Below are 23,446 nucleotides of genomic sequence, written 5' to 3' on the forward strand. Positions count from 1 at the left end.
GCTGTTGAATTAATTAAACGTACTCATGGAATATTTAGATTTTGAGTTGCCAATTAAAGAACTTGAAGAGCAATTGGATAAATGTGTAGTGTTGGGATCGGAGAGTGAGATTGATGTATCTGATACCTGCAAGCAATTGGAGAAAAAACTAGAAAAGACCAAAAAGGATATTTATAAAAACCTAACCGCTTGGCAACGTGTACAGTTGTCTAGACACCCCTCTAGACCATACACTATGGATTATATTGAGGCCATCTGCGGAGATTCATTCCTAGAACTTCATGGTGATCGCAATGTCAAGGATGACAAAGCAATGATCGGAGGTTTAGGGAAAATAGGAGATCAAACCTATATGTTCATCGGACAACAAAAAGGATACAATACCAAAACACGTCAATACAGAAACTTTGGGATGGCAAATCCTGAAGGTTACCGAAAAGCTCTTCGTCTTATGAAAATGGCTGAGAAGTTTGGGGTTCCTGTTGTGTCGCTAATCGATACTCCTGGTGCTTATCCAGGTATTGAAGCAGAGGAGCGTGGACAAGGTGAAGCAATTGCTAGAAACATTTTGGAAATGACTCGATTAAAAGTGCCAATTATCGTACTTATTATCGGTGAGGGTGCCTCTGGAGGAGCTTTGGGAATTGGTGTAGGTGATCGCGTACTAATGTTAGAGAATACATGGTATTCAGTGATTTCTCCTGAGTCTTGTTCTTCCATTTTATGGAGAAGTTGGGAGTATAAAGAACAGGCTGCTGAGGCTCTTAAATTAACCGCTAGTGATATGAAAAAATTACACTTAGTGGACGACATTGTAAAAGAACCATTAGGGGGAGCACATTCCGATCGTGGAACTACTTTTAAAATCGTGGAGGAGAAAATTCATGAAGTTCACGAGCAACTAAAAAAGTTATCCCCAACAGATTTGGTTAAAAAACGTATGGATAAATATTCAAAGATGGGAGTTTATTCTGGATAAGCCTCTGTGTTTGTTACGAAAATGTTAAGACCGGAGTTTATGCTTCGGTTTTTTTTACCTTTATTAACAAGAAATTCAAGTTATTAACACTATAATTGTTTACAATCGGTTAATAAACCTAAGGGCGATTTAACCAGACTTGATCGTACAATTATATACATTCGCAACTATGGAAAAATTAAACCCAATACAAGGCGTTCGGATCGATAAATCCAGTGTAATTCCGTTGGAAAAAGGAAAAATTCCACCGCAAGCTACTGATTTAGAGGAAGCTGTACTGGGTGCGATGATGATTGATAAAAAAGGTGTCGATGAGGCGATCGATATTTTGAGCCCTGATGCGTTCTATAAGGAGTCTCACAAACATATTTTCGAGGCCATAGTGCAGTTGTTTGAATCTTCTGAGCCTGTAGACTTATTAACAGTTTCGGCGCGCTTAAAACAGAACAAAAGGCTCGAAGCTGTAGGAGGGGACTTTTATTTGATCCAATTGACCAAAAAAGTATCCTCTTCTGCGCACATTGAGTTTCATTCACGTATTATTTTGCAGAAATTTATTCAGCGTAGTTTGATTAAAATTTCTAGTGAAATTATTCAAGAGGCCTATGATGATGGAACAGATGTTTTTGATCTTTTAGATTCTGCGGAATCTAAATTGTATGAGGTAACCCAAGGAAACATTAAAAAGTCTTCAGAAACGGCTCAGAGTTTAGTAATTCAGGCAAAGAAAAAAATTGAAGAAATATCAAATAAAGAAGGACTCAGTGGAATTCCTTCTGGATTTGATCGTTTAGATAAACTAACCTCAGGATGGCAGCCAAGTGATTTAATTATCGTTGCAGCGCGTCCGGGTATGGGTAAAACTGCTTTGACCTTATCTATGGCCAGAAATATTGCGGTAAACTCTAATATACCTGTGGCATTCTTCTCCTTAGAGATGTCATCGGTTCAGCTAATCACCCGTTTGATTTCTTCGGAAACTGGACTTTCCTCTGAGAAACTCCGTACTGGGAAATTAGAAAAACACGAATGGGAACAGCTTAACGTCAAGGTAAAGGGCCTTGAAACCGCTCCTTTATTTATTGACGATACGCCATCACTTTCTATTTTTGACCTTCGGGCAAAGGCGAGAAGATTGGCTTCTCAACACGGCATTCGCCTTATTGTAATTGATTACTTGCAGCTTATGACCGCTGGAGGTAGCCAAAAAGGAGGAAACCGTGAACAAGAGATCTCTACTATTTCTAGGAACCTTAAGGCGCTTGCCAAAGAATTGGATGTGCCTGTTATTGCGCTTTCACAGTTATCGCGTGCTGTGGAGACTAGGGGAGGGAGTAAGCGACCATTACTTTCGGATCTTAGGGAATCTGGAGCTATTGAGCAGGATGCGGATATCGTATCGTTTATCTACAGACCTGAATACTATAAGATTGATGAGTGGGATGATGAAGAGCGCAGTCCAACTCAGGGTCAGGCGGAATTTATTGTAGCCAAGCACCGTAATGGTGGATTAGAAAACATCCGACTTAAGTTCGTTGGTCATCTTGGTAAATTTGACAACCTTGATGATTTTGATTCTCCTTTTGAGTTCCAATCTAAGATGAATGCCAACGATGATAATCCATTTTCAACAAGTGATCTTCCAAGTGCTGATGAGGCCTTTGGTAGTTCAATAAATGATGATGATGGGGATGTACCCTTTTAGGATCCAGTAATCATAATTATTTTTTATGGTGGACAACAAGCTTTTCCATTAGGATGATTATGTTTTGAATTCCTGTGTTCATTATTTTTATATGTTCAGCAGTGCTGAACAGAGAATTTTATTGAACAGAAGTGAGTTGACTTTTTTACTATATGTTTTTTAGTTAAGTATTAATGGATTATCTATAAAGACTCTATCTTAATTTGGTTAATTTAATTATACTGAACAGCGATGCATAAAGATTATGATCTTGTTTACCAGTCAATTGAATCCTTAGAAGAAATTATGGGAGTCCCAATTGTTGTTGAACACCTCCGTGAGCCAAACGGTGCACTGCTTCACATTAATGAAGAGAGTTTTATTGTGTGTTAAAGAGAAATGGTAAAAACTCAAATTATGGCATAATTAAAACTGCTTTGAGTGAAGTTAATCATTTAGAAAAGACGATCGTAATTGCGGATTACTTGACAAATAGTACAGCAGAAGAATTAAAAAGAAATCAAATTATTTACCTTGATGCATCAGGGAATACTTTTATTAAGACCGAAAATATTTTTATTTCTGTAGAAGGGCGAAAATCACATCTTAATAAAAATACAAATCATTCTAGAGCATTCCAAGAAGCAGGTTTGAAGCTATTGTTATTATTGATATCTAATCCAGAGACCTTACAGTTGAAATATAGAGAACTGGTAGAAAGAACAGGAATTGGACTAGGTTCTGTGAGTAATATTTTTAAGGAACTTAAAGCAAATCATTATTTGTTGCTAACTAATGGTAAGCGGATTTTGAAAAGGCAAGATGAAATTATTCAACGGTGGGTTGTAGCTTATAATGAGTTATTGAAACCACGCAATTTCAAGATTAGAATGAGGACTTTAGATAATAGGCTAACTAGGGATAAGTTATTGGCTAATAGTGATTTGATGGTTTATCTTAGCGGAGAGCTGGGAGGGGAGCTGTTGACAGGAAATTTAAAATCTAAGAATTATACTATTTATACCAGTGAAGAATTAAGTAGTGTTGCTAGGGAGTTCAAATTGTTTCCAGATAAAACTGGAAACATAGAATTATATAATAAATTCTGGAATGATAATCTCGAATTAAAGATAGGCACTGTCGCACCTCCATTAGTGGTGTATGCTGATTTGATAGGTACAGGGATTGATAGAAATATAGAAATAGAGAATGATTGTGTTTCAGAGAAAGTAGTAACTTTTAAAAGGTTAGAAATTTTTCATTCGACCTGTTTAAATCTGCTGTCAAATGTGAGTTTTTTCGTTGAAATCACTTTGATTTTCTTGGCCTGAGGATGGTTTGGGTTAATTAAGTAATTGTACTCAGGAGGAACAATGCTACTGGGTACCTTTAATACAGCTGCCTCATTGTCTCTTACAAAATCATCTCCTATGAATTGTGTTTCAAGTGACGGAGGTTTTGCATCCCAACTATCTGGTAAATCTTCAGTTCTTAATTCTAAAATTTCAACTACATCAGGGATATCAATCTCCACGTAATATCTATCGCAAGGTAATTCTTGCCTTAAGTCTAGGTGAACTGAAACTTCTAAAGTTGCAAGTGCTCGTGATTCGGCGGTATAAACTAAAGAGGTGTTTAAGCTATTCCAACGATAACCTTCTACTAATGCTGCTCCCAACCCTTTTAAGGTAGTTTCAAGATGTTTTTCTCGCTCAATTCTGAATACCCTCATTATGCCAAATTACCATATTCAAGCCTATTCAGACAATTTCTAACTTCTAGTATTCCAGTTAATGAATCGAATAGACTCTCTGGTGAGACACCGCCAATAGAGATATTTGGTTTTTTTAGCCAACGTTGAAACTTTTCACTCTCATTATTAAAAACTTCTAATCCAAAATCGAGTAATTCTATAAGAGTTATAATGATTTCACTATCTCTACTAGAGAGGGAATCATGCTCTTTCTTCTTTTTATTGTAGGTTGTTTGAGGGATACCAACTAAGCGTAAGATTTGTTTAATAGGTAAATTTGACTTTAAGCTTATGATTTCAATGGATTCATATGGCAATCCCTGCCTTATAATTTTTATCTTGTCCATTTTTGTGGACCAAGCATATTTATTTCCAGCAATCATTATGCTCCATTTAGGGCCTTTAGTCTTAACGACTCTTGCTCTTCGTATACTTTTTTTGGGATCTAAAGTCTTACTCCTAGATGATGATGTTTTAACTTTTTTGACGCCCATAATAATATATTTGTTGTGAATATAAAGCAATTTTGCTATAATCCCAAACTTTTAAGCTATAATCTCCCTCTCACTTTTTAGGAACTAGAATTTACAAGAGTTGATTTTATTCTTCTACATAGATGATAGATTTATCGAGCTCATTTAAGGAGGCAATGTCAATCTCGTTTTGATTACCTTTTTTCCAGTAGGTCAATGTTAGAATAATTTCCTTCTTGTTTCATTTTCTCAATAAAATACTTTTCGAGTATTGAGCCATTAATGGAGGTGTAACCGTGTGTAACCATTTTTTCCATAAAATCAAAGTTCCCAATTTCCACCGCACTCCTGTTTTTGTAAATGAATCGAAACCAAGCCAAGAATTAGGTTTATTTTAATTCTATTTTTAGTACTCATAGTACTAAAATAAGATTGTTTTTAAACCACAACATCATGTAGAAAATCACTTTATCCCTAAATCCAGGGGAGGTAAAACAGCCTAAATGTTAAAAAACGAGCAAATATTACACTATTTGAATAATAAAATGTTCAAATAGTCCACCGGGTTTAACAATTGAAGTGCAATTTATATTCCCACCAAAAAACTAGTTACTTCCGAAAACCTACTATCATAAAACCAAAATTCTATGAAAACGAGATACTTACCTCCAGTTTATACACAAATACCGCAACCTGTTACTGGAACTTATTGTTTTCCTTTTTGTACTGCTGTTTGTTTACTTATTGGGTTAAACTTTTACAATATCATTTATAAGTAACACGAATCAAAAACTAGGAGATTAATAAATGTTCAGTTTTAATTGCTGCTTATAATGAAATTTGCAAAAAAAACCAGTGCTTTTTAAGGGGAGGAGCAAAAAAAGTATAGGTTTTTGTCAATTGTGTGGTAGAAGTATGTTTTTTAATATCTTATTTTAGCTTGCGAGGGCAAAGCAAACGAAAGATAACCTGTTATATAAAATTAGAAATCTAAAGAAAAATACTAACCATTTTAAACCAATGCGATCTATGGCATAAACTTAAAAAACAAAAAACCGGAAAATATTGGCCTATTTCCCGGTTGATTAAAATGATTTAAAGAAAGATGTTAATCACTAAATCAATTCAAAAGTATGAAAAATTACAATTTTTTAAAGCTTGTCAGTTACGATAAGCTTTACACCTATGGATTAGGCATAAAACTAACTGCAGTGTTCTTTATGCTTTCGATCCTAAATTCTTACGGATCTAACTTTTCACAATCGGTGTCAAATGAAGTTAGCACGACAACTAAACAAGAAACAATTACCGTCTCAGGAACCATTACAGAAGTGGGCACCGACATGCCGATTCCAGGGGCGAATATTCTGGAAAAAGGAACTACCAACGGAGTAATGACAGATTTTGATGGAAATTACACCATTGAAATACCTTCCAATGCTACCTTAGTAGTCAGTTATATTGGTTTTGCAACCCAAGAAATTGCGGTTAGCGGTAGAAGCAATATTAATATTGCATTAGAATTAGAAACTGCCACCCTAGACGAGGTTGTAGTGGTGGGTTATGGAACACAAAAGAAAGTAAACCTCACAGGTGCGGTAAGTAGCGTAGATGGAGATGATTTAATCAGGCGACCTGTAACCAATTCAGCCTCAATGCTACAGGGGCAGGTGCCTGGACTTCGGGTTGTGCAAAATTCTGGAGAACCTGGAAACGAAGGATTGTCTGTTAGAATTCGTGGACAAGGAACCTTTAGTGGAGCAGGATCAAACCCCTTGGTTTTAATTGATGGTGTCGAGGGAAATCTAAACAGTATTGACCCCAATAATATTGAAAACGTATCAGTTCTAAAGGATGCTGCTTCTGCATCTATTTATGGATCACGAGCAGCAAATGGTGTGATTTTAGTTACCACCAAGAAAGGTAAAGGAGAGGGGATAAATGTCGAGTACAACCTTAACACCTCTATACACACTCCGACAAAACTATTCGATCTGATAACCAATTCAGCAGAATACATGGAATTATGGAATGAGGCTAAGATAAATACTGGCATAACTTCTGGTTTGTATCCTCAATCCGAAATCGATTTATACCGTAACGCCACTGACCGCGTGAGGTATCCAAATGCAGATTGGCTCGATATTGTATTCGACCCTGCTTTTGTTCAGAAACACCATTTAAGTATAAATGGTACTAAGGGAGACACCAATTACAACTTGTCACTTGGTTATGTGGATCAACCTGGAGTTATGATGGGCTTTGATTATCAGCGTTACAACATCCGTTTTAACTTTGGTTCTCAAATAAACGATCATATAAAATTTGGAACTAATATCGCTTTGAAAAAAGGAGATAGAAGTGCACCACGACAAGGATCCGAAGACTTATTTATCGCCACTCTTTCTCAGGCGCCTACCTATACTCCTCGCCTGCCTGACGGGAGGTATTCTTATAAGGCCTATGATTTTGAGGCAAACAACAAGAACCCGGTTGCTATTGTCCAGAACAATGCAATGAGAAATACCATCGATTATAACATAAACGCCCAAGGGTGGGTCGATATACATTTTACAGACAATTTAAATTGGTATACTAAAGCGGCTATCGTTGGTGATTTTACAAAATGGAAAGACTGGAGACCACAGGTGCAGCTTTATGACTTTCATAGCGGGGAATTCGCCACTAATCTCGATGTTGGAGGTAGTGGACTTACAACCAATGATACCCAAAACATTTACACCAATCTATTCTCATATTTAAAATTCGAGGAAACATTTGCGAATAATCATCACTTGACTGCACAAATTGGGTATAGTCAAGAGTATAATGAAAACCAATACCTTGAAGGTTATAGAAGGGATTACGCTGGAAATAATCTTATTGAATTAGACGCAGGTAGTCCAGCAATTCAAAATGCCTACGGGTCAACCTATGAGTGGGCCTTACAATCTTTCTTCGGAAGATTGGGATATGATTTCAAGCAGCGCTATTTGGTAGAATTCAATTTGCGTTACGATGGAACTTCGCGATTACATGAGGATACACGATGGGGAGCCTTTCCATCTTTTTCAGCAGGTTGGAGGGTGAGTGAAGAGCCATTTATAAAGAATGCTGGTATCGATTGGTTAGATAATTTAAAAATCAGAGGATCTTATGGAGAGCTGGGTAATCAGAATATAGGGAATTACCCTTATCAAGATATTTTGGCCTTTACAGGTAATTATTCTTTCGATAACTCAGTGCTTAGCTCTGGGGCGGCCGCATTAGCACTTTCAAATCGTAATATCACGTGGGAGACCACGAAGATCACAGACATCGGTGTGGATATAACCGCCTTTAGAGGATTGGACATTACCTTAGACTGGTATAAAAAAAGTACTATTGATATTTTGAGGGGTTCGCAGTTAACAGGAATTGTAGGATTAGGTGCACCAACGGTCAATAGTGGTACCATGGAAAACACTGGGGTTGAGTTAAGCCTTCAATATCGAAATATGGTGCAATCTGGCTTTTTTGAAGGTTTGGCATACAACGCTAGTTTCTTTATAGATAAGTTTAAAAATGAATTGGTGGATTTTGGAGCCCAAGAAATTTCAGGAACCGTTGTGAACGAAGAAGGCTTACCTTGGAATACGTATTATATGTTGGAGTGGGATGGAATTTTCCAAACCCAAGCAGAAATTGATGCGGCTCCCAAACAGTATAATGATAACACAGAACCTGGAGATCTAAGATTTGTAGACCAGAACGGTGATGGTGTAGTTAATGATGATGATCGCACATACATTGATGGGCAATATCCTGACTTTGAATACTCTTTTAACTTTAGCAGCAGCTGGAAGAATTTCGACTTTTCATTTTTCTTCCAAGGCGTAGAGGGAAGAAATATATTTGTAAAGGATTGGGGGGTCCAACCCTTTGTACAAGGATCTCCTCCAACAACACACTGGAGAGATCGATGGACACCTGAGAACCCATCTACCACCATGCCTAAAATTTATTGGGGATTCAATGCACCTGATAAAATAAGTAGAAATTCAACCTACTATCTGCAGGATGCTTCCTATTTAAGATTGAAAAATGTAACCTTAGGTTATAGTCTTCCTGAAGATGTTGTAGAGCGATTAAACATTAAGAAACTTCGCTTGTATGTTTCAGGTGATAACTTATTGACCTTTACAGACTATTTCGGTCTGGATCCCGAGAGGGCAGGAAGTGGACGGTTTTTGAACTATCCACAAAATAAGATTTATTCTCTTGGAGTGAACATTATATTTTAAAATCGGCGTTATGAAAAAATATATCATTTATAGTATAGTACTGTTTATTAGCCTGGGTTTAACCAGTTGTGATACTGATCTTTTAGATAAAAACCCTAAGGATAGATTATCATCTTCAGAGTTCTGGAAATCCAAATCGGATTTTGAAATGGCGCTGACTGCCGTGTATGCCAGCTTGCAAGGAGGTGGAGGTATAGTCTCTTATGGTATGCCCAATTGGGATGTGCTGACAGATAATGCATACGGTCAGCACAATTACTGGAATAGCCAGACCTATGTGCAAGGAAATATTTCACCTTCAACAGGTGGGTATATTACCGATTTATACAATACCTGCTACCAGGGAATTACGCGCGTGAACATTTTTCTAGAAAAATTAGAACAATACCAAGGCACTGACATGGATGCCAACGTTAAATCTCAATATGAAGCTGAAGCTCGATTTATAAGAGGATATTATTACTATCTCTTATACTTTGCCTATGGCGCTGTTCCGATAAGCACTGAGCCACTCAATTTGGAAACTCAGATTCAACCAAAGTCCACCCAGGAAGAGGTGTTAAATCAGAGTCTCACTGATATTGATTTTGCAATTGCTAACCTACCTACGGCACTTTATCCAGATGCCAATGGCCATGCAGTGAAGACTTCGGCGCAAGGACTTAAACTCCGCGTATTAATGGATGTGGCCTACAATGAAAGTGGATCAGTAAATACTGAGATTATGACAAGCGCAAGGGATCTAGCCTTAGAACTTATGAGTTCTGGTTATAAGTTGGATGAAAATTATGAAGCTGTATTTAGAGATGGAACACAAGAAATGAGTCCAGAGATCATGTTTTCAATCAAATTTTTAGCGCCAGATAATGCCACTGCGATGGATCAGTGGTACGGAGACTGGATAGTGGTAAGTCCGCTTCAAAATTTAGTTGATACTTATAGTGAAGGCGATCTTAGATTAGAAAAGTCTATTTTTAAAGATGTGGTAGAAATTGACGGTAATACACATTCTCCTTCTAATGACGATCCAACAGGTTATGGATTGAAAAAATTTCTTAGTCCTGGATTAATGCCCTATGGGTATTCCACTCAAAGCCAACAAGATTGGGTAATGTTGAGATATGCGGAAGTTCTCTTATCTTATGCTGAGGCGCAGAACGAACTTCAAGGACCTAGTCAGTCGGTTCTTGATGCTGTAAACCAAGTAAGAGCGCGAGCAGGCTTAGCAGCACTTCAAACAGGATTAGATAAAGTTACCTTAAGACAACACATTAAAGAGGAGCGTCGTATAGAGTTTGCATTTGAAGGGTTACGATACTATGATTTAAAACGTTGGAGAATCGCAGAAGAAGTACTCAGTGAGGTAAACGATGGTGTACTTTCGTACTACTTTGAAGACGCCTTTTATTTGTGGCCATTACCACAAACGGAAATCGATAAAAGTCAAGGTGTGCTGGTTCAGAATCCTGATTATTAATAGGAACTCATAAAGAAGTTGTTAAATTTACATTAAGCTAAAACATTATGAAATTAACACCCAGTATTATTACTGTTATATGTGCTATTTGTTTTTTTCAAATAGCACATTCTCAAGACAATCTTAAGCTCTGGTACAAGCAGCCAGCTGAACTTTGGGAAGGATCGATCCCTTTAGGTAATGGCAGGTTAGGGGCTATGCCAGATGGAGGAGTAAGTCAAGAAAATATAGTGTTGAATGACATTACTCTGTGGTCTGGGGGTCCCCAAGATGCCGATGATCCCAATGCGATAAAGTATTTGCCAGAGATAAGAAGGCTATTATTTGAAGGGAAAAACAGCCAAGCAGAAGCCCTTATGTATAAGACCTTTGTCAGCAAAGGTCCTGGAAGTGGAAAAGGAAATGGCGCCGATGTGCCCTACGGTAGCTATCAAATCCTGGGTAACCTTCATTTTAATTACCATCTACCAAACAAGGCTCAGGATTACAAACGTGAATTGGACATTACAAATGCCACGGCTACTACTACCTTTTCTGTGGATGGGGTTGAATATACACGGGAATATTTTACAAGTTTTTCTGATGATGTGATTGTATTTAAGCTCACCGCTAGTAAAGCAGCACAAATATCCTTTGACTTAGGTGTGGATAGACCCGAACGCTTTACAACCACTACCCAAGGGGAAGAACTTCTAATGCAGGGACAATTAAATAATGGTACCGATGGAAATGGAATGAAGTACGCTCTTAGAGTAAGAGTCATTCCAGAGGGTGGTACCCTTAAGGCAAAAGATGGAACGCTTCAAGTGAATGGTGCAAATTCCGCCGTGATTTTGATTTCTGCAGCAACGGATTATTTCGTTCCAAATGTTGAGCAGTGGGTAGAAACGCAGTTGGATAAGGCTGAAAAGAAACCTTATAATACTCTTAAAGAGACGCATATTGATTTTTATAAAAACATGTTTGATCGCGCCTCTATAGAACTAGGGAGTGAAACTCAAGCAGAAGCTTTACCAACAGATGAGCGTCTAAAGAGATTTGAAATCACCAAAGATGACCCAGGACTAGCAGAGCTGTATTTTCAATATGGTCGCTATCTGGCCATTTCAAGTACTCGTCCAGGTTTATTGCCTCCTAACTTGCAGGGGCTGTGGGCCAATACTGTACAAACACCATGGAACGGCGATTACCATTTAAATATTAATCTTCAAATGAATCACTGGCCCATTGATGTTGTTAACCTTCCGATGCTTAATCAACCCTATTATAAACTTATTAAGGGATTGGTGGAACCGGGTGAAAAGACTGCAAAAACCTATTACGGTGGTGATGGTTGGGTTGCACATGTAATCACTAATATATGGGGGTATACGTCTCCTGGAGAGCATCCTTCTTGGGGTTCTACAAATTCTGGATCAGGTTGGATGTGCCAAATGTTATGGAGGCATTATGCATTTAATCAAGATATGGATTATTTAAAAAAGATCTATCCGATACTCAAAGGATCAGCTCAGTTTTATAATAGTACCTTGGTAGAACACCCCGATCGGGATTGGCTTGTTACTGCACCTTCTAATTCTCCTGAAAATGCATTTTTTCTAACCAATGGGGAAAAAGCAAATGTAGCTATTGCCCCTACCATAGATAATCAAATCATTCGATCCCTGTTCCAAAATGTAATCGAGGCATCACAATTATTGGATGTTGATAAGCAGTTTAGAAAGCAGCTTAAACATCGCATAACTAAATTACCACCAAACCAAATTGCAAAGAACGGTCGTTTGATGGAATGGATTAAAGATTATAAGGAGCCTGAACCTACCCATCGTCATGTTTCACATCTTTGGGGTCTTTATCCAGGGAACGAAATAAGCCTAGAAAAAACACCAGAATTAGCTCAGGCGGCCAAAAAGACTCTTTTGAAAAGAGGTGATATTAGTACAGGTTGGTCGCTTGCATGGAAGATTAATTTTTGGGCACGGTTAGCTGATGGTGAACATGCTTATAAATTACTTGGGGATTTATTGAAGCCTTCCACCGAAACAGGTTTTAATATGAGCGATGGGGGAGGAACCTACCCTAATTTGTTCTGTGCACATCCACCTTTTCAAATTGACGGAAACTTCGGAGCTGCAGCTGGAATTGCTGAGATGCTCGTTCAAAGTCACGAAGGTTTTATAAACTTTCTACCAGCTCTTCCAAAGGTGTGGAAGGACGGTAATTTTGAGGGATTACGAGTACGTGGCGGAGCAGAAGTCGGAGCTGCATGGGAAAGAGGTAAGTTGAAAAGTGCCTACTTAAAAGCAACTAGTGAAAATACATTTAAGATAAAAGTTTCTAAAGCAATCAAAAGCTATACCCTGAATGCTAATCCAAATAAGCATATTCCAATTAATACGGACTATATTGAATTGGATCTTAAAAAAGGGGATCAAGTTCAGCTTTTCGATCACCTGTAAGAGGCTATAAAAACTTCTAAACTATACCCTTCTTTTAATCATTCTAAGAAGGGTATAGTTTAGAAATTATAGCGCACCTAAATTTCTTCCAAAATGGTATATGATAAGTGGATCGTCGAAATTACAATTCAAAAATGATGGTTTTTTTCGTGGTAATTAAAGGTGACTACATATTTAAATTGAATAGATTTCCAGATTCATGTTATCTATTTATAACTTCTATTGAATAGACAAATACCTAACCAAATCAGCTCACATGTCCTCTATGGATAAACCAATATATTTGGCTTGATAATCAGAGAATTTGCTTTGAAGTTTCTCGGTTTTTTTCTCCAAAACCCCTAAGCTGATATTTTTCTTATTCCTCTTTACTTCCCCATAGATGATAGATTTATCGAGTTCATTTAGGGCGACAATATCAATCTCGTTTTGATTACCTTTTTCCCAGTAGGTACCAATGTTAGAATAATTTCCTTCTTGTTTCATTTTCTCAATAAAATACTTTTCGAGTATGGGGCCGCTAAAAGTGTTGTAATCCCGATTAATGATTTTTTTCAAAAAATCAAAGTTTCCAATTTCCACAGCACTCCTGTATTTGTAAATGAACCGAAACCAAAAGTTCAAGAAATTATCTTTGATGTGATACTTAACTGAGCGGCTACTAGGCTTGGCAAAAATTGGCCTAACTTTTGAAATAATTCCGAATTCATTTTCAAGGCGATCAAGGAAGCCACCAACTTGCATTTCCATTATGGATTCTATTTCTAAACGAGAGGTTTTAGAGGAAGCAATCAGTGAAAGTATTGAAAAATAATTTCCATATTCCTTTCCAAATTCATCGATTAGTACATTCCTTCCTTCATCTAAAAAAAGAGAATTGTCGCTTAAGACAACATTCAATATATGATCAATAGAAAACGCATTTTCCTGTACAAGCAGTTCAACGTATTTAGCTACGCCTCCTGTAATGAGATAAAAGGCTAGTAAATCTTCATTATTGAACTCCTTGTGGTAGTCTATTAATATTTCTTTGAGGGTAGAAATTGTAAATTCTTTCAAATGAATTCTACCAGTAGCTCTGCCAAATAGTGGTTCTTTTGAATGTTCGAATATTCTGCTCATTAATGAATAAACAGAACCGCACAATATCAAATTGATTTTGCTTTGGTCTTTTTGACTATCCCAACTATTTTGCATGTCACTATAAATAGAAGGGTTAATGGTTTTGAATTCTTGGAATTCATCAATAATCAACGTGAAATGCATTGTTTTGGACAATTCCATTAAATAGCCAAAAACACTTTTGAATGTTTTGAGTTCCCCGAAAATTTCTACTTGGAGTTTATTACGAATTTCCTGTACAAACTCTTGACACAATAAAGATTCGTTTTTTTTTGCGACAAAAAAATAGAGCATGGTGTGTTCTTGGTATGCCTTTGCTAGAAGGCTTGTCTTTCCTATCCTTCTGCGCCCAACAACAAAAGTCATTTGAGCTGCTTGTATAGATTTTTTCTCTATACTATGGAGTAATTTAATTTCCTTTTCTCGATTGTAAAACTTCATAATTCTTGCATTTATTGCAATGCATATTACTGTAATGGTCATTGCTATAAATCAAAGATAACATAAAATTCAGAAAAAAGCTAAAAATCATTGTCATACCTTTTTTTACTTTTTGAAATGCAGCAGTTGTCAATGGAATTAGAATTTTCGTTAGATTATTTTATGTCTGATAATTTTGAGATTCACCAAGAAATTAATGTGGTGAATATAAAAAATACTACTGTTATTGAGGAGCGAATTGCAGTACCTAGTTTAAAAGTTGATAAGTTTAAAAATGTGTTATTATACATTCTAGAAAAATGTGCAGGAAAACCAAATGTTGGAGAAGCAGTTCTTTACAAGCTACTGTATTTCGCTGATTTTAATTATTATGAATTATATGAAGGACATTTAAACGGTGCAAAATATAAAAAATTACCTTATGGTCCTGTACCTCAAATATTAAATACAATTATCAATCAAATGGTTGAAAGAGGATTGCTGAAACGGCTCAAAACTAAATATCACGGTTATCCTCAAACTCGTTATTTGCCATTAGAAAAAGCAAATTTAGATAAGTTAAAAGCAAGTGAAACTGCAATTCTGGATCACGTTATTCAGCAAATGAGTGGTTGGTATGCGGCAACAATAAGAAATTACTCTCATAAGGATTTACCCTGGTTAGCTTAAAAAAGAGGGAGAAGAAATAAATTATGAATTAGCTTTTTATAGAGATGCACCTTATTCCGTGAGAAACTATGGAGATAAAATTGAACAAGAATGACTTTTGGAGAATTAACAGAATTTAAAAACGACTTACAAAAGCTTTTGAAAAAGTACCTATGTTGTAGGGCTCACTTAAAAGGGGGAACTCCCAGATTCTTATACATTGATGTGTCTTCGTAGATTTTTTGTCCAGCTGGTTCTGGACAACGAATGGAAGTTGCCTTCTTGGACTAACTTGGACTTGGGCAGTAAGCGGTAAGACTTGATAATGCCAATGGCTTTAGCATTGGATTTTAGGTAATCTGTGCAATTATTGTGTAATGTGTTTCAAGGTATAAATGCTCCTTCACTTTTATGTCCACTGGACTTTAAATAGATATATCGGATAATACTCTGAGAAATGATTTACTTGTTATACAAGTGCTGAAGGGTAATCAATATCTAAAAAGGAACATAATCGCCGAAGATGAATTCTCCAACGCATACTGGCCATTTGCCAAGAATCCGCCGCGTCAATCGTAACAATATTATCGTGAGAATGCATCATTTTATCTTTACTCACCTTATACTTTCTGTCAAACCTTAACAACAACAATGGATTATTCAATGCCGTGTCCTCATTATCCAAATCAAAAATATTCTTGTCTTCTTCTTTGTCGAATCTTTTGTGTTTCTCCAATAGTTGGCTATATAGATCAATTAAAGGATATTCCTTGGTTATATAATGTAAATCATAAATATCCTTTCTGGCCGGCCTACTGGAAGCGCTCATTAATTTAAAAAGAGCTATATCCCTCACAGAAAATAAACGTTGCTGGTAATTCTGGGATCAACCTTACCAATGCCAATTACGTTTTCTTAATGGAACCATGGTGGAACAAGGCTGTACAGCAACAAGCCATAGATCGAACACACCGCATCGGACAAGATCAAAAGGTCTTTGCGTATAACATGATCTGCAAAGATACCATCGAGGAAAAGATCATGGCTATACAAGAGCGGAAACAAATTATTTCGGACGAAGTGGTTGCAGATGATGGTAACTTTCTTAAAAGCCTAACTGCAGAAGATATCACATTTTTGTTCGATTAACACCTGAAATGTAAAATGCTAAAAATGAATAATTAATCGAAGATACATCATTCTGGATGATGTTGACCCCTCTGCAGATTTGGTTAAAAAGCCCAGGATTATTGCATTTAAAAACAATCAAAGCCAACACTAGAATAAAATAGTGTTGGCTTAGATTGTTTGCTTTTAATTAAGCTATTGAAACTATTGTTTTAACCTTTAAGATGGTTGAGTGTACTCATAACCATACTTAATGTATTTCATCTCTACATTATTAAGTAAGAAAGTTGGATTCTTAATCTTTCCTTCCCTACATAGATTCAAGACACTTTTTAAATCTTGGATCTTCGTATGATTTGATCGTACCATACAAATTGTCATATCCACATGAGGAGATAATTCCAAAGAATCAGCTACTAACATAAGTGGAGCCGAATCTAATATAATATAGTCATATTCATTCTCTACCTGACTAAAAAATTCATTTAAGGCAGCTCTATCCATTAGCAACTCCGCAGGATTTGGTGGTATCTGACCAGAGAGAATAATATCCAAGTAATCGTTTTTACATTTGTAAGCTGTGATTTTTGAAATATCTTTTTCTCCGTTCACTTTAAGGTATTCAACTAACCCTTGGTGTTTGAGATGAACGCCTTCAACTCCTTTGAGGTAATTTGAAACCTGAGGATTTCTTAAATCAATTCCCAAGAGTAAAGTCTTCTTATTTGCATTTGATAAAATAGTGGCCAAATTAATAGCGGTAAGCGTTTTACCTTCACCTTTTACACTTGAGGTAACTAATATTTTAGTCGCAGCCTTTGTGTTTTCTTTCTTAATGTATAAAAAGGTCAAATTACTACGAACTACCCTTAGGGCCTCTGCCATAATAGAACGGTCATCATTGCCAATAATTTTCTGATCTGCGTCTTTAAGATTCGGAAGTTCTCCTAATATCGGAATATCACCAACAATGTTTTCTAAATCTTCCTTGGTTTCAATTTTATTCTTTAGGAAAAGAAGTAAGAAATAATAAGCGAAGACCAGAAACATCCCTACGAAGCCTGCGCCAGCAGTAAAGAGAATTTTATTTGGAAAGATCGGTTTTGTAGGAGTGTAAGCCACATCCAAGGTTCTAGCCATAGAAGCCTGAGAAGACATTACTACAGACACTTCTTCCCTTTTTCTAAGTAAGTATAAATAAAGTGCTTCCTTAATATTTTGTTGACGTTCAATAAAGCGATAATCCTTCTCTTGTTGAGGTATTTCAGTTACCCTATTACTTAAGACGGATTCTTGCGCTCTAACATCTTGAAGTAAGATGTTTAAAGAAGATGTATACATCTTTAAACTCTCGATAATATTAAATTTTATTTTGTTGATTTTAGCATTAAGATCGACTACTACTGGGTTTTTCTCCGTAGAACTCTCTAGAAGTCGTTCCTTTTCCAAAACCATTGTATTATATTCGTTGATAATGAGATTGATGTCTTCATTTTCAATGCCGATATTGGTTGGGATCAAACTATTGCTATTTGTTTGTAACTCCTGAACGATGGATTTAACAAGTTCAATCTTAGTAAGTGTTTCTAATTCTTTTTTCTTTGTTTCAGAGATATTCTCTACAAATTTTTCTGCTTGAAAAGTGATATCCGTTAATTTGTTGACACTTTTAAAATCTACCTTATTGGTCTCTACTGAATCCAATTCTTGGCTGATGATTTTTAGTCGTTTCTCAATAAACCTTGCGGTATTGAGTGAAATAGCGTTTTTGTTTTTGATGGCATTCTTATTGTAAAAAACCACCATGCTATTTAAGATATCTTCTGATAACTTCGGTGAGGTACTTTCCATAGCAATAGTAATCACGGAACTATTTTCAATGATTGTGGCGCGGATATTTTTTAAAAGATGATCAATAACCGATTCCCTGTCTGTTATGGTGACCTCATAGTTATCGGATTCCCCTGCATCATTTTCAATATAAAAATAATTTGGAACCACAGTGATATTACAGAACGCTAATGGAATCTTAGTGTTTAAGTCATAGGTTTTCTCCCCATCATCTGATTTTAGGATAAAGGTAGTCCCATCTTCATTGAGTTGTATATTAACCGTAGGAACTTCTCCTGAAATAAGGGGTCTTACTTGAGTTGCTTTTACCGTAAAAGGCATGTCACCACTATATATTGGAGTGTTGACCAAAGCATCATTGTTGAGGTAACTTACGTTTAAATTTAAACTATCCACAACATTTCCAATAATCCTTCTGGATTTCAAAATTTCTATCTCATTTTGAAGAAAATCTGAAGTAAGCCCTCCAAATAAATCAATAGACTCAATACCCTGTAATTTGCTAAGGGGATCATTCTGTTGATCCTCTTCTATTAAAATGGTTGTTTTTGTGGCATATTGATTGGGAAGCAAATTAGATATGAGATACCCTCCAATGGAAAAAAGAACCAAAGCAATGAGTATAAGTTTCCATTTTGATTGGAGTACTCTGAACAATTCAGCTAAGTCAATCTCTTCATTTACAAATGAAGTTTGTGTATTGCGATTTTGGGTCATCTTTTTATTATCTGGTGATTAGTACAATTAATGAAATCAAAACAGAGGCAATGGAGATATATACAGGAGTATTCCTGTTATAGGTCGAACTTTGTACCTGGGCTCTATTAGGCTCAACATAAACGATATCGTTCTGTTGTAAATAAAAGGCAGGAGATTTCATAAAATCAGAATTAGTAAGGTCAATCCTATAGTTCACCTTAGTTGAATCACCTTGGTTCCTAACGACAAGGATATTGTTTCTTTTTCCGTATATGGTAAGATCACCTGCTAAACTTAAGGCTTCTAGAACGGTCACCTTTTCATCTTGGACCGTGAAATTACCAGGCTTGGCCACTTCTCCTAATACAGAAATGTTATAATTTACAATTCTTAAATTAACGATGGGATTTTTAATATACTCTTTGAGTCTTTCTTCAAGTAACTCAACAGCTTCGTTTCTTTCCTTACCAGCAATATTTATTGTTCCAAGCACCGGAAAAGAGATGTTCCCTTGATCATTTACAAGATAAGTCTGTAACTGCTGAACAGTATTAATCTGTGGACCATTTGGAGTGTAGGTTGGTGTTATTGGTAAATTAAAAGGAGCGGCAGCGGTTGGGTCATCTGCAGAGACCACAATAGTTAAAAGGTCATTAGGTTTGATTTTTGTCTCATGAACAGAAGCTTGAATCTCACTTTGGGCTGCTGCAATATCCTGCATATACAGAATGTCTTTTTTTGAGGCACATGATGTTACTAATACTACTAGTATAAGTATTAAACTGAATCGGAGCATTTTTGGTTTTATTTGTTGTTGTGGAAATTAATTCCTCAACCGATTATTATTACTTTTTTTCATCTTAGTGCGTGGCAAGTTAGGGTATTTTTAATTTAATTTAGAACGGGATTCCCTATTAATAGGGTCATTATATTGTTATAGGATCTAATACATAAATTAATTATTTCACAACGCATCATATGAAATTTTATTTGTTTCACTGCTGTTTTTTTTACTATTAAATAATAGTGGTCATATTGTAATTAAGGGGGTTCCTGAGATGATATGGATATAGAAAGACGCTTCTACACATCATTTAGAATTGAAGATATAAGTTTACGCTAGAGGGTTTAGGTTGTACTGTTGATTTTCTGGAGCGTATATGTTTTTTCATCAATTTTTCTTTTCCTTACAATTCTGTTCTTAACCTTTAAATGCCTTTTTTTAGACGGGTTATTGAACTAATAAATGATATTCTATATCACACATAAGCTAAACGAAGGAAGCCAAACCATATTGCATTTTTATTTCTTAAAATTGTCTTAAAGATTTAAGATTGACCTATGAATACTAGAAGTTATAAATTAATGCGGAATAGTACTTTTCTACACAAATTCTATGGAATGACTAGGTTTTGAGGAGCCAGTAAGTGCATTAGAACTCAAGTTTTATGGTTTTCCTTTTTATAGTGTAGTTCAACTGAAATAAATAGCTAATAGTCGAAAATGGAATTTATATCAATTTATTTGTTAATCTTATTAATATTTTCGCTGGCTGATTAAGGAGATTGAGGAGGAATCCTACAAACCAGAATTATGTCAACCTAGTTTTTAGAGCGCAATGGACTATTTTTTCTCATGTTGTTACTTTCTCTTTTTCTTTTCTCGAACAAGTGATTTTCTAATCTTAAAAATTATAACCAACAAATTATTAAATTGAAAAGTCCATTTTTTCTAATAATTTCTCTTCTTTTAAGCAACCAACTTGTAAGTTCCCAACAATTAGATAAAGACAGTACGTACACTAAACTTTATAATGATATTGTATTAAACCTATCCACAAATAATCCTAAGAAAGCGTTAGAACTTTCAGACTCCTTATTCAAGAATGCTCCTTCTGAAAGAAAAAAGATAAAAGCATTATTTCTCTCTGCAGATATTCTAGTAAAACAAGATAAACAGGCTGAGGCGATCAAATTCGCTTTAGAGGCATTATCATTTGCAAAAAAGTCTGAGGATATCCATTACCAGGCAAGAATTTACGGTTTCTTATCAACACAATGTAGAAGTATTGGTTTTTATCAAAAAGGAAAATTCTATTTAAATCAAGGTCTAAGCCTGAGCTATATGTTCTCTGATGACAAAGAAAAATTGCGATATCAAGCCATGGCCAATCACGAACTGGGTGAATATAGCTTTATTGCTGATGATTTTAAGGGTGCTTCGGAATATGCTAAAAAGGCCATAGCCTATTACGGTACTTTAGATGACAGCCAGTATAGAAGTTTTGTCCTTGCCAACACTCGACAATTATATGCACGGAGTTACCTTGGATTAAATAAAAATGTCGAAGCATTAAATCATTTTAAAATTGCAAGTGATGAGATTAAGGAAGCTCAGGCTGATAATTCAATTTATGCTGCACTTATTTCTCAAGGCACAGGAGAAACCTTTAGGAGGTTAATGAAAAGTGATAGCGCCCACCTGTACTTAACAAAAGCGCTTCGTTTCACTGAAACTGTGAATAACTCATTTCTAAAGGAAAAAGTATACGAAAGTCTCTCTAATTATTATAAGGGAAGAGGCCAAGCTGACAGTGCTGTTGTCTACCTTACAAAATACAATCAAACTATTCGTAATTCTCGAAATCTCAATAAGAAAAGTATTGATGTAGTTTCAAATTACCTTAATAAAAATCGTAATCAAGAATCCTTAAATAATTGGATATGGGGAATGGGAATAAGCATTTTGTTGATTTCAGGTGGGATAGGAGTTTACTTCTATCGTAAAAAACAAGTGACGTTTTTGACTACTGATGTTTTAGAACCTAATACTAGTGATGATAAAACGACCACTGTGGAACTTTCCGCTGAAATGATCGATAAATTCAATCAAAAATTGGAAATTTTTGAAAAAGAAAAGAAATTTCTGGACAAGACATTTTCTTACTCTATGTTAGCCACGGAATTGGAAACCAATACCAAATATTTGAACTACTTTTTAAAACACCACCTACATACTGATTACCGTACCTATATTAATAAACTTAGGATACAATTTATCATCCACGAGTTAGAAATGAAGCCACATGTTAGAAAATATACACTTGCGCATTTAGCAGATATAAGTGGCTATGGGTCTTACAGCGCCTTTGCTGTTAACTTCAAGCGAATCATGAAACAATCTCCTTCTAAGTATATCCAGAACTTGAAATAGTTGTTGTTTTATTTCTAGTCTCCTATAGAGATCACATTGAACCATTTTTTATCAAAAAACTAAAGTAATAGTTCTTGCTTTTTTGAGGTTGGAAGGCTTAATGGAACTGCAATTTTAATTTCTTTATTCCTTGTCTCTTTTTAGATGCACTACCACTTAAAATAAACATCAGCACCTTTACTAAATCAAAAACCAAATAAGTGATTATAAATTCACAGCTAAAACAATAATTTTTCGCTGTTTATTTGGTTGAATATCTACATCTTTTTCTCAAGGTAAATTTGTTCTATGAATTTGATCGATCTTTTTGAACCCTCACCGTTAAAAGGATTAAAGTATGCGTTGTTTTCCGGAAAACAAGCAATCCTTTTGAGCTGAATTCATTTCGTTTTTAAACAATTAGCGGATTTTTGCAATCCCAATAAATCATGATCAATATTGTGCTTCAAACCTAAATTATTAACGTAATAATCCAATCTTATTATAAGATACTTACTAGTTTATTTACCATGAAAAAACAATTACAATTTTTATTATTGGTAGGCTCAATCTTGTGTTTTTCACAAATAAAAGCACAAGTTGGTATTGGAACTCCAATGCCAGATGCCTCTGCAGAACTGGATGTTGTTTCGCAAGATAAAGGAATTTTAATCCCGAGAGTTGCCTTGTCAAGTACTCAGGACATGGAAACAATTTCTAGTGGAAATGTTGAAAGTCTACTTGTTTTCAATACAGCAAGTTCCACTGATATTAAACCAGGATATTATTACTGGTTTGCAAACCGTTGGCACCGTGTTGTAACAGCTGATGATGTTTCTAAAGGTGGTGTAATTGATAATGTTGTTGTTTATGACTCGGTAGGTGATGTGTTTAACTACATCAATAATTCTGGAGATCAAGTGACTGTCAATCTAGAAAATTTGGTGAAAGGTTATGAAACACTTACTTCTATTATTCAGAATGCTGATGGGACTTTCACTTTTATTGATGAAGAGGGAAAGGAAACCGTATTGGATGTTTCTGGCATGGAGACTCTTACGGATTTGATTCTAGATCCTGCAAGTGGAGAATTGACATATACTGATGAAGCAGGGGTAGTTACTATAGTAGATCTGGCAACAGTTATAGATAATCTTGAGACAGTTACAACCTTAGTTGAGAACGCTGACGGTACGTTTACTTTCACGGATGAAGATGGTACGCCCACAATTTTGGATGTTTCCAATATGGAGACCT

General features: G+C 35.8%; 15 protein-coding genes and 1 pseudogene. 10 read left to right on the forward strand and 6 right to left on the reverse strand.

Going from position 1 to position 23,446, the window contains the following annotated elements:
- The first annotated feature begins 25 nt into the window (after positions 1–25).
- From I215_RS13130 to I215_RS13140, 3 genes are all read left to right on the forward strand, one after another.
- Positions 26–979, forward strand: a complete 954-nt coding sequence (locus I215_RS13130; protein WP_008992468.1) for an acetyl-CoA carboxylase carboxyltransferase subunit alpha — start codon at positions 26–28, stop codon at positions 977–979.
- A gap of 169 nt (positions 980–1,148) precedes the next feature.
- A complete protein-coding gene (gene dnaB / locus I215_RS13135; protein WP_008992469.1) occupies positions 1,149–2,684 on the forward strand; it encodes a replicative DNA helicase in 1,536 nt (511 codons plus the stop codon).
- Positions 2,685–3,049: 365 nt separating this feature from the next.
- Entirely contained in the window at positions 3,050–3,994 is a 945-nt protein-coding gene (locus tag I215_RS13140) for a type IV toxin-antitoxin system AbiEi family antitoxin (protein WP_008992470.1), read from the forward strand.
- On the opposite strand, the gene I215_RS13145 is transcribed toward I215_RS13140, so the two are convergent.
- Together I215_RS13145 and parS are read right to left on the reverse strand one after the other, a co-directional pair.
- Complete coding sequence (locus I215_RS13145) at positions 3,922–4,395, reverse strand: RES family NAD+ phosphorylase (protein ID WP_040460441.1); 474 nt, start codon at positions 4,393–4,395, stop codon at positions 3,922–3,924. The two genes, I215_RS13140 and I215_RS13145, sit on opposite strands and share 73 nt — an antisense overlap.
- Complete coding sequence (parS, locus tag I215_RS13150; RefSeq protein ID WP_008992472.1) at positions 4,395–4,910, reverse strand: type II RES/Xre toxin-antitoxin system antitoxin; 516 nt, start codon at positions 4,908–4,910, stop codon at positions 4,395–4,397. The genes I215_RS13145 and parS overlap by 1 nt, the downstream gene beginning before the upstream one ends.
- 1,112 nt (positions 4,911–6,022) lie before the next feature.
- Between parS and I215_RS13155 the strand changes: the two genes are divergently transcribed.
- From I215_RS13155 to I215_RS13165, 3 genes are read left to right on the forward strand one after another with little or no spacing between them, the layout of a single operon-like run.
- Positions 6,023–9,172: a SusC/RagA family TonB-linked outer membrane protein gene (locus I215_RS13155; RefSeq protein ID WP_008992474.1), complete on the forward strand. Its 3,150-nt coding sequence runs from the start codon at positions 6,023–6,025 to the stop codon at positions 9,170–9,172.
- 10 nt (positions 9,173–9,182) lie between these two features.
- Entirely contained in the window at positions 9,183–10,649 is a 1,467-nt protein-coding gene (locus I215_RS13160; RefSeq protein WP_008992475.1) for a RagB/SusD family nutrient uptake outer membrane protein, read from the forward strand.
- A 47-nt stretch (positions 10,650–10,696) separates the two neighbouring features.
- Complete coding sequence (locus tag I215_RS13165) at positions 10,697–13,108, forward strand: glycoside hydrolase family 95 protein (RefSeq protein ID WP_008992476.1); 2,412 nt, start codon at positions 10,697–10,699, stop codon at positions 13,106–13,108.
- 252 nt (positions 13,109–13,360) lie between these two features.
- On the opposite strand, the gene I215_RS13170 is transcribed toward I215_RS13165, so the two are convergent.
- Complete coding sequence (locus I215_RS13170) at positions 13,361–14,671, reverse strand: ATP-binding protein (protein ID WP_040460456.1); 1,311 nt, start codon at positions 14,669–14,671, stop codon at positions 13,361–13,363.
- Positions 14,672–14,803: 132 nt separating this feature from the next.
- On the opposite strand from I215_RS13170, the gene I215_RS13175 reads away from it, so the two are divergent.
- On the forward strand, positions 14,804–15,340 hold the full coding sequence (locus I215_RS13175; protein ID WP_008992478.1) for a Panacea domain-containing protein: 537 nt from the start codon (positions 14,804–14,806) through the stop codon (positions 15,338–15,340).
- A 448-nt stretch (positions 15,341–15,788) separates the two neighbouring features.
- Here I215_RS13175 and I215_RS13180 read toward each other — a convergent pair whose 3' ends face one another.
- On the reverse strand, positions 15,789–16,148 hold the full coding sequence (locus I215_RS13180) for a hypothetical protein (RefSeq protein ID WP_008992479.1): 360 nt from the start codon (positions 16,146–16,148) through the stop codon (positions 15,789–15,791).
- A gap of 32 nt (positions 16,149–16,180) precedes the next feature.
- Here I215_RS13180 and I215_RS13185 point away from each other — a divergent pair, with 32 nt between their 5' ends.
- Positions 16,181–16,468 carry a helicase-related protein gene (locus I215_RS13185; protein WP_202802607.1) on the forward strand — a complete coding sequence of 96 codons (288 nt, stop codon included), beginning with the start codon at positions 16,181–16,183 and terminating at the stop codon, positions 16,466–16,468.
- 198 nt (positions 16,469–16,666) lie between these two features.
- On the opposite strand, the gene I215_RS13190 is transcribed toward I215_RS13185, so the two are convergent.
- Both I215_RS13190 and I215_RS13195 read right to left on the reverse strand, forming a co-directional pair.
- Complete coding sequence (locus tag I215_RS13190) at positions 16,667–19,015, reverse strand: GumC family protein (protein WP_008992481.1); 2,349 nt, start codon at positions 19,013–19,015, stop codon at positions 16,667–16,669.
- A 7-nt stretch (positions 19,016–19,022) separates the two neighbouring features.
- A complete protein-coding gene (locus I215_RS13195) occupies positions 19,023–19,718 on the reverse strand; it encodes a polysaccharide biosynthesis/export family protein (protein WP_008992482.1) in 696 nt (231 codons plus the stop codon).
- 992 nt (positions 19,719–20,710) lie between these two features.
- On the opposite strand from I215_RS13195, the gene I215_RS13200 reads away from it, so the two are divergent.
- Positions 20,711–22,210: a helix-turn-helix domain-containing protein gene (locus I215_RS13200; RefSeq protein ID WP_008992483.1), complete on the forward strand. Its 1,500-nt coding sequence runs from the start codon at positions 20,711–20,713 to the stop codon at positions 22,208–22,210.
- Positions 22,211–22,719: 509 nt separating this feature from the next.
- Positions 22,720–23,446, forward strand: a pseudogene (locus tag I215_RS13205) (hypothetical protein); the annotation flags it as partial.

The sequence above is a fragment of the Galbibacter marinus genome (genome assembly GCF_000300875.1).
Taxonomy (GTDB): Bacteria; Bacteroidota; Bacteroidia; order Flavobacteriales; family Flavobacteriaceae; genus Galbibacter; species Galbibacter marinus.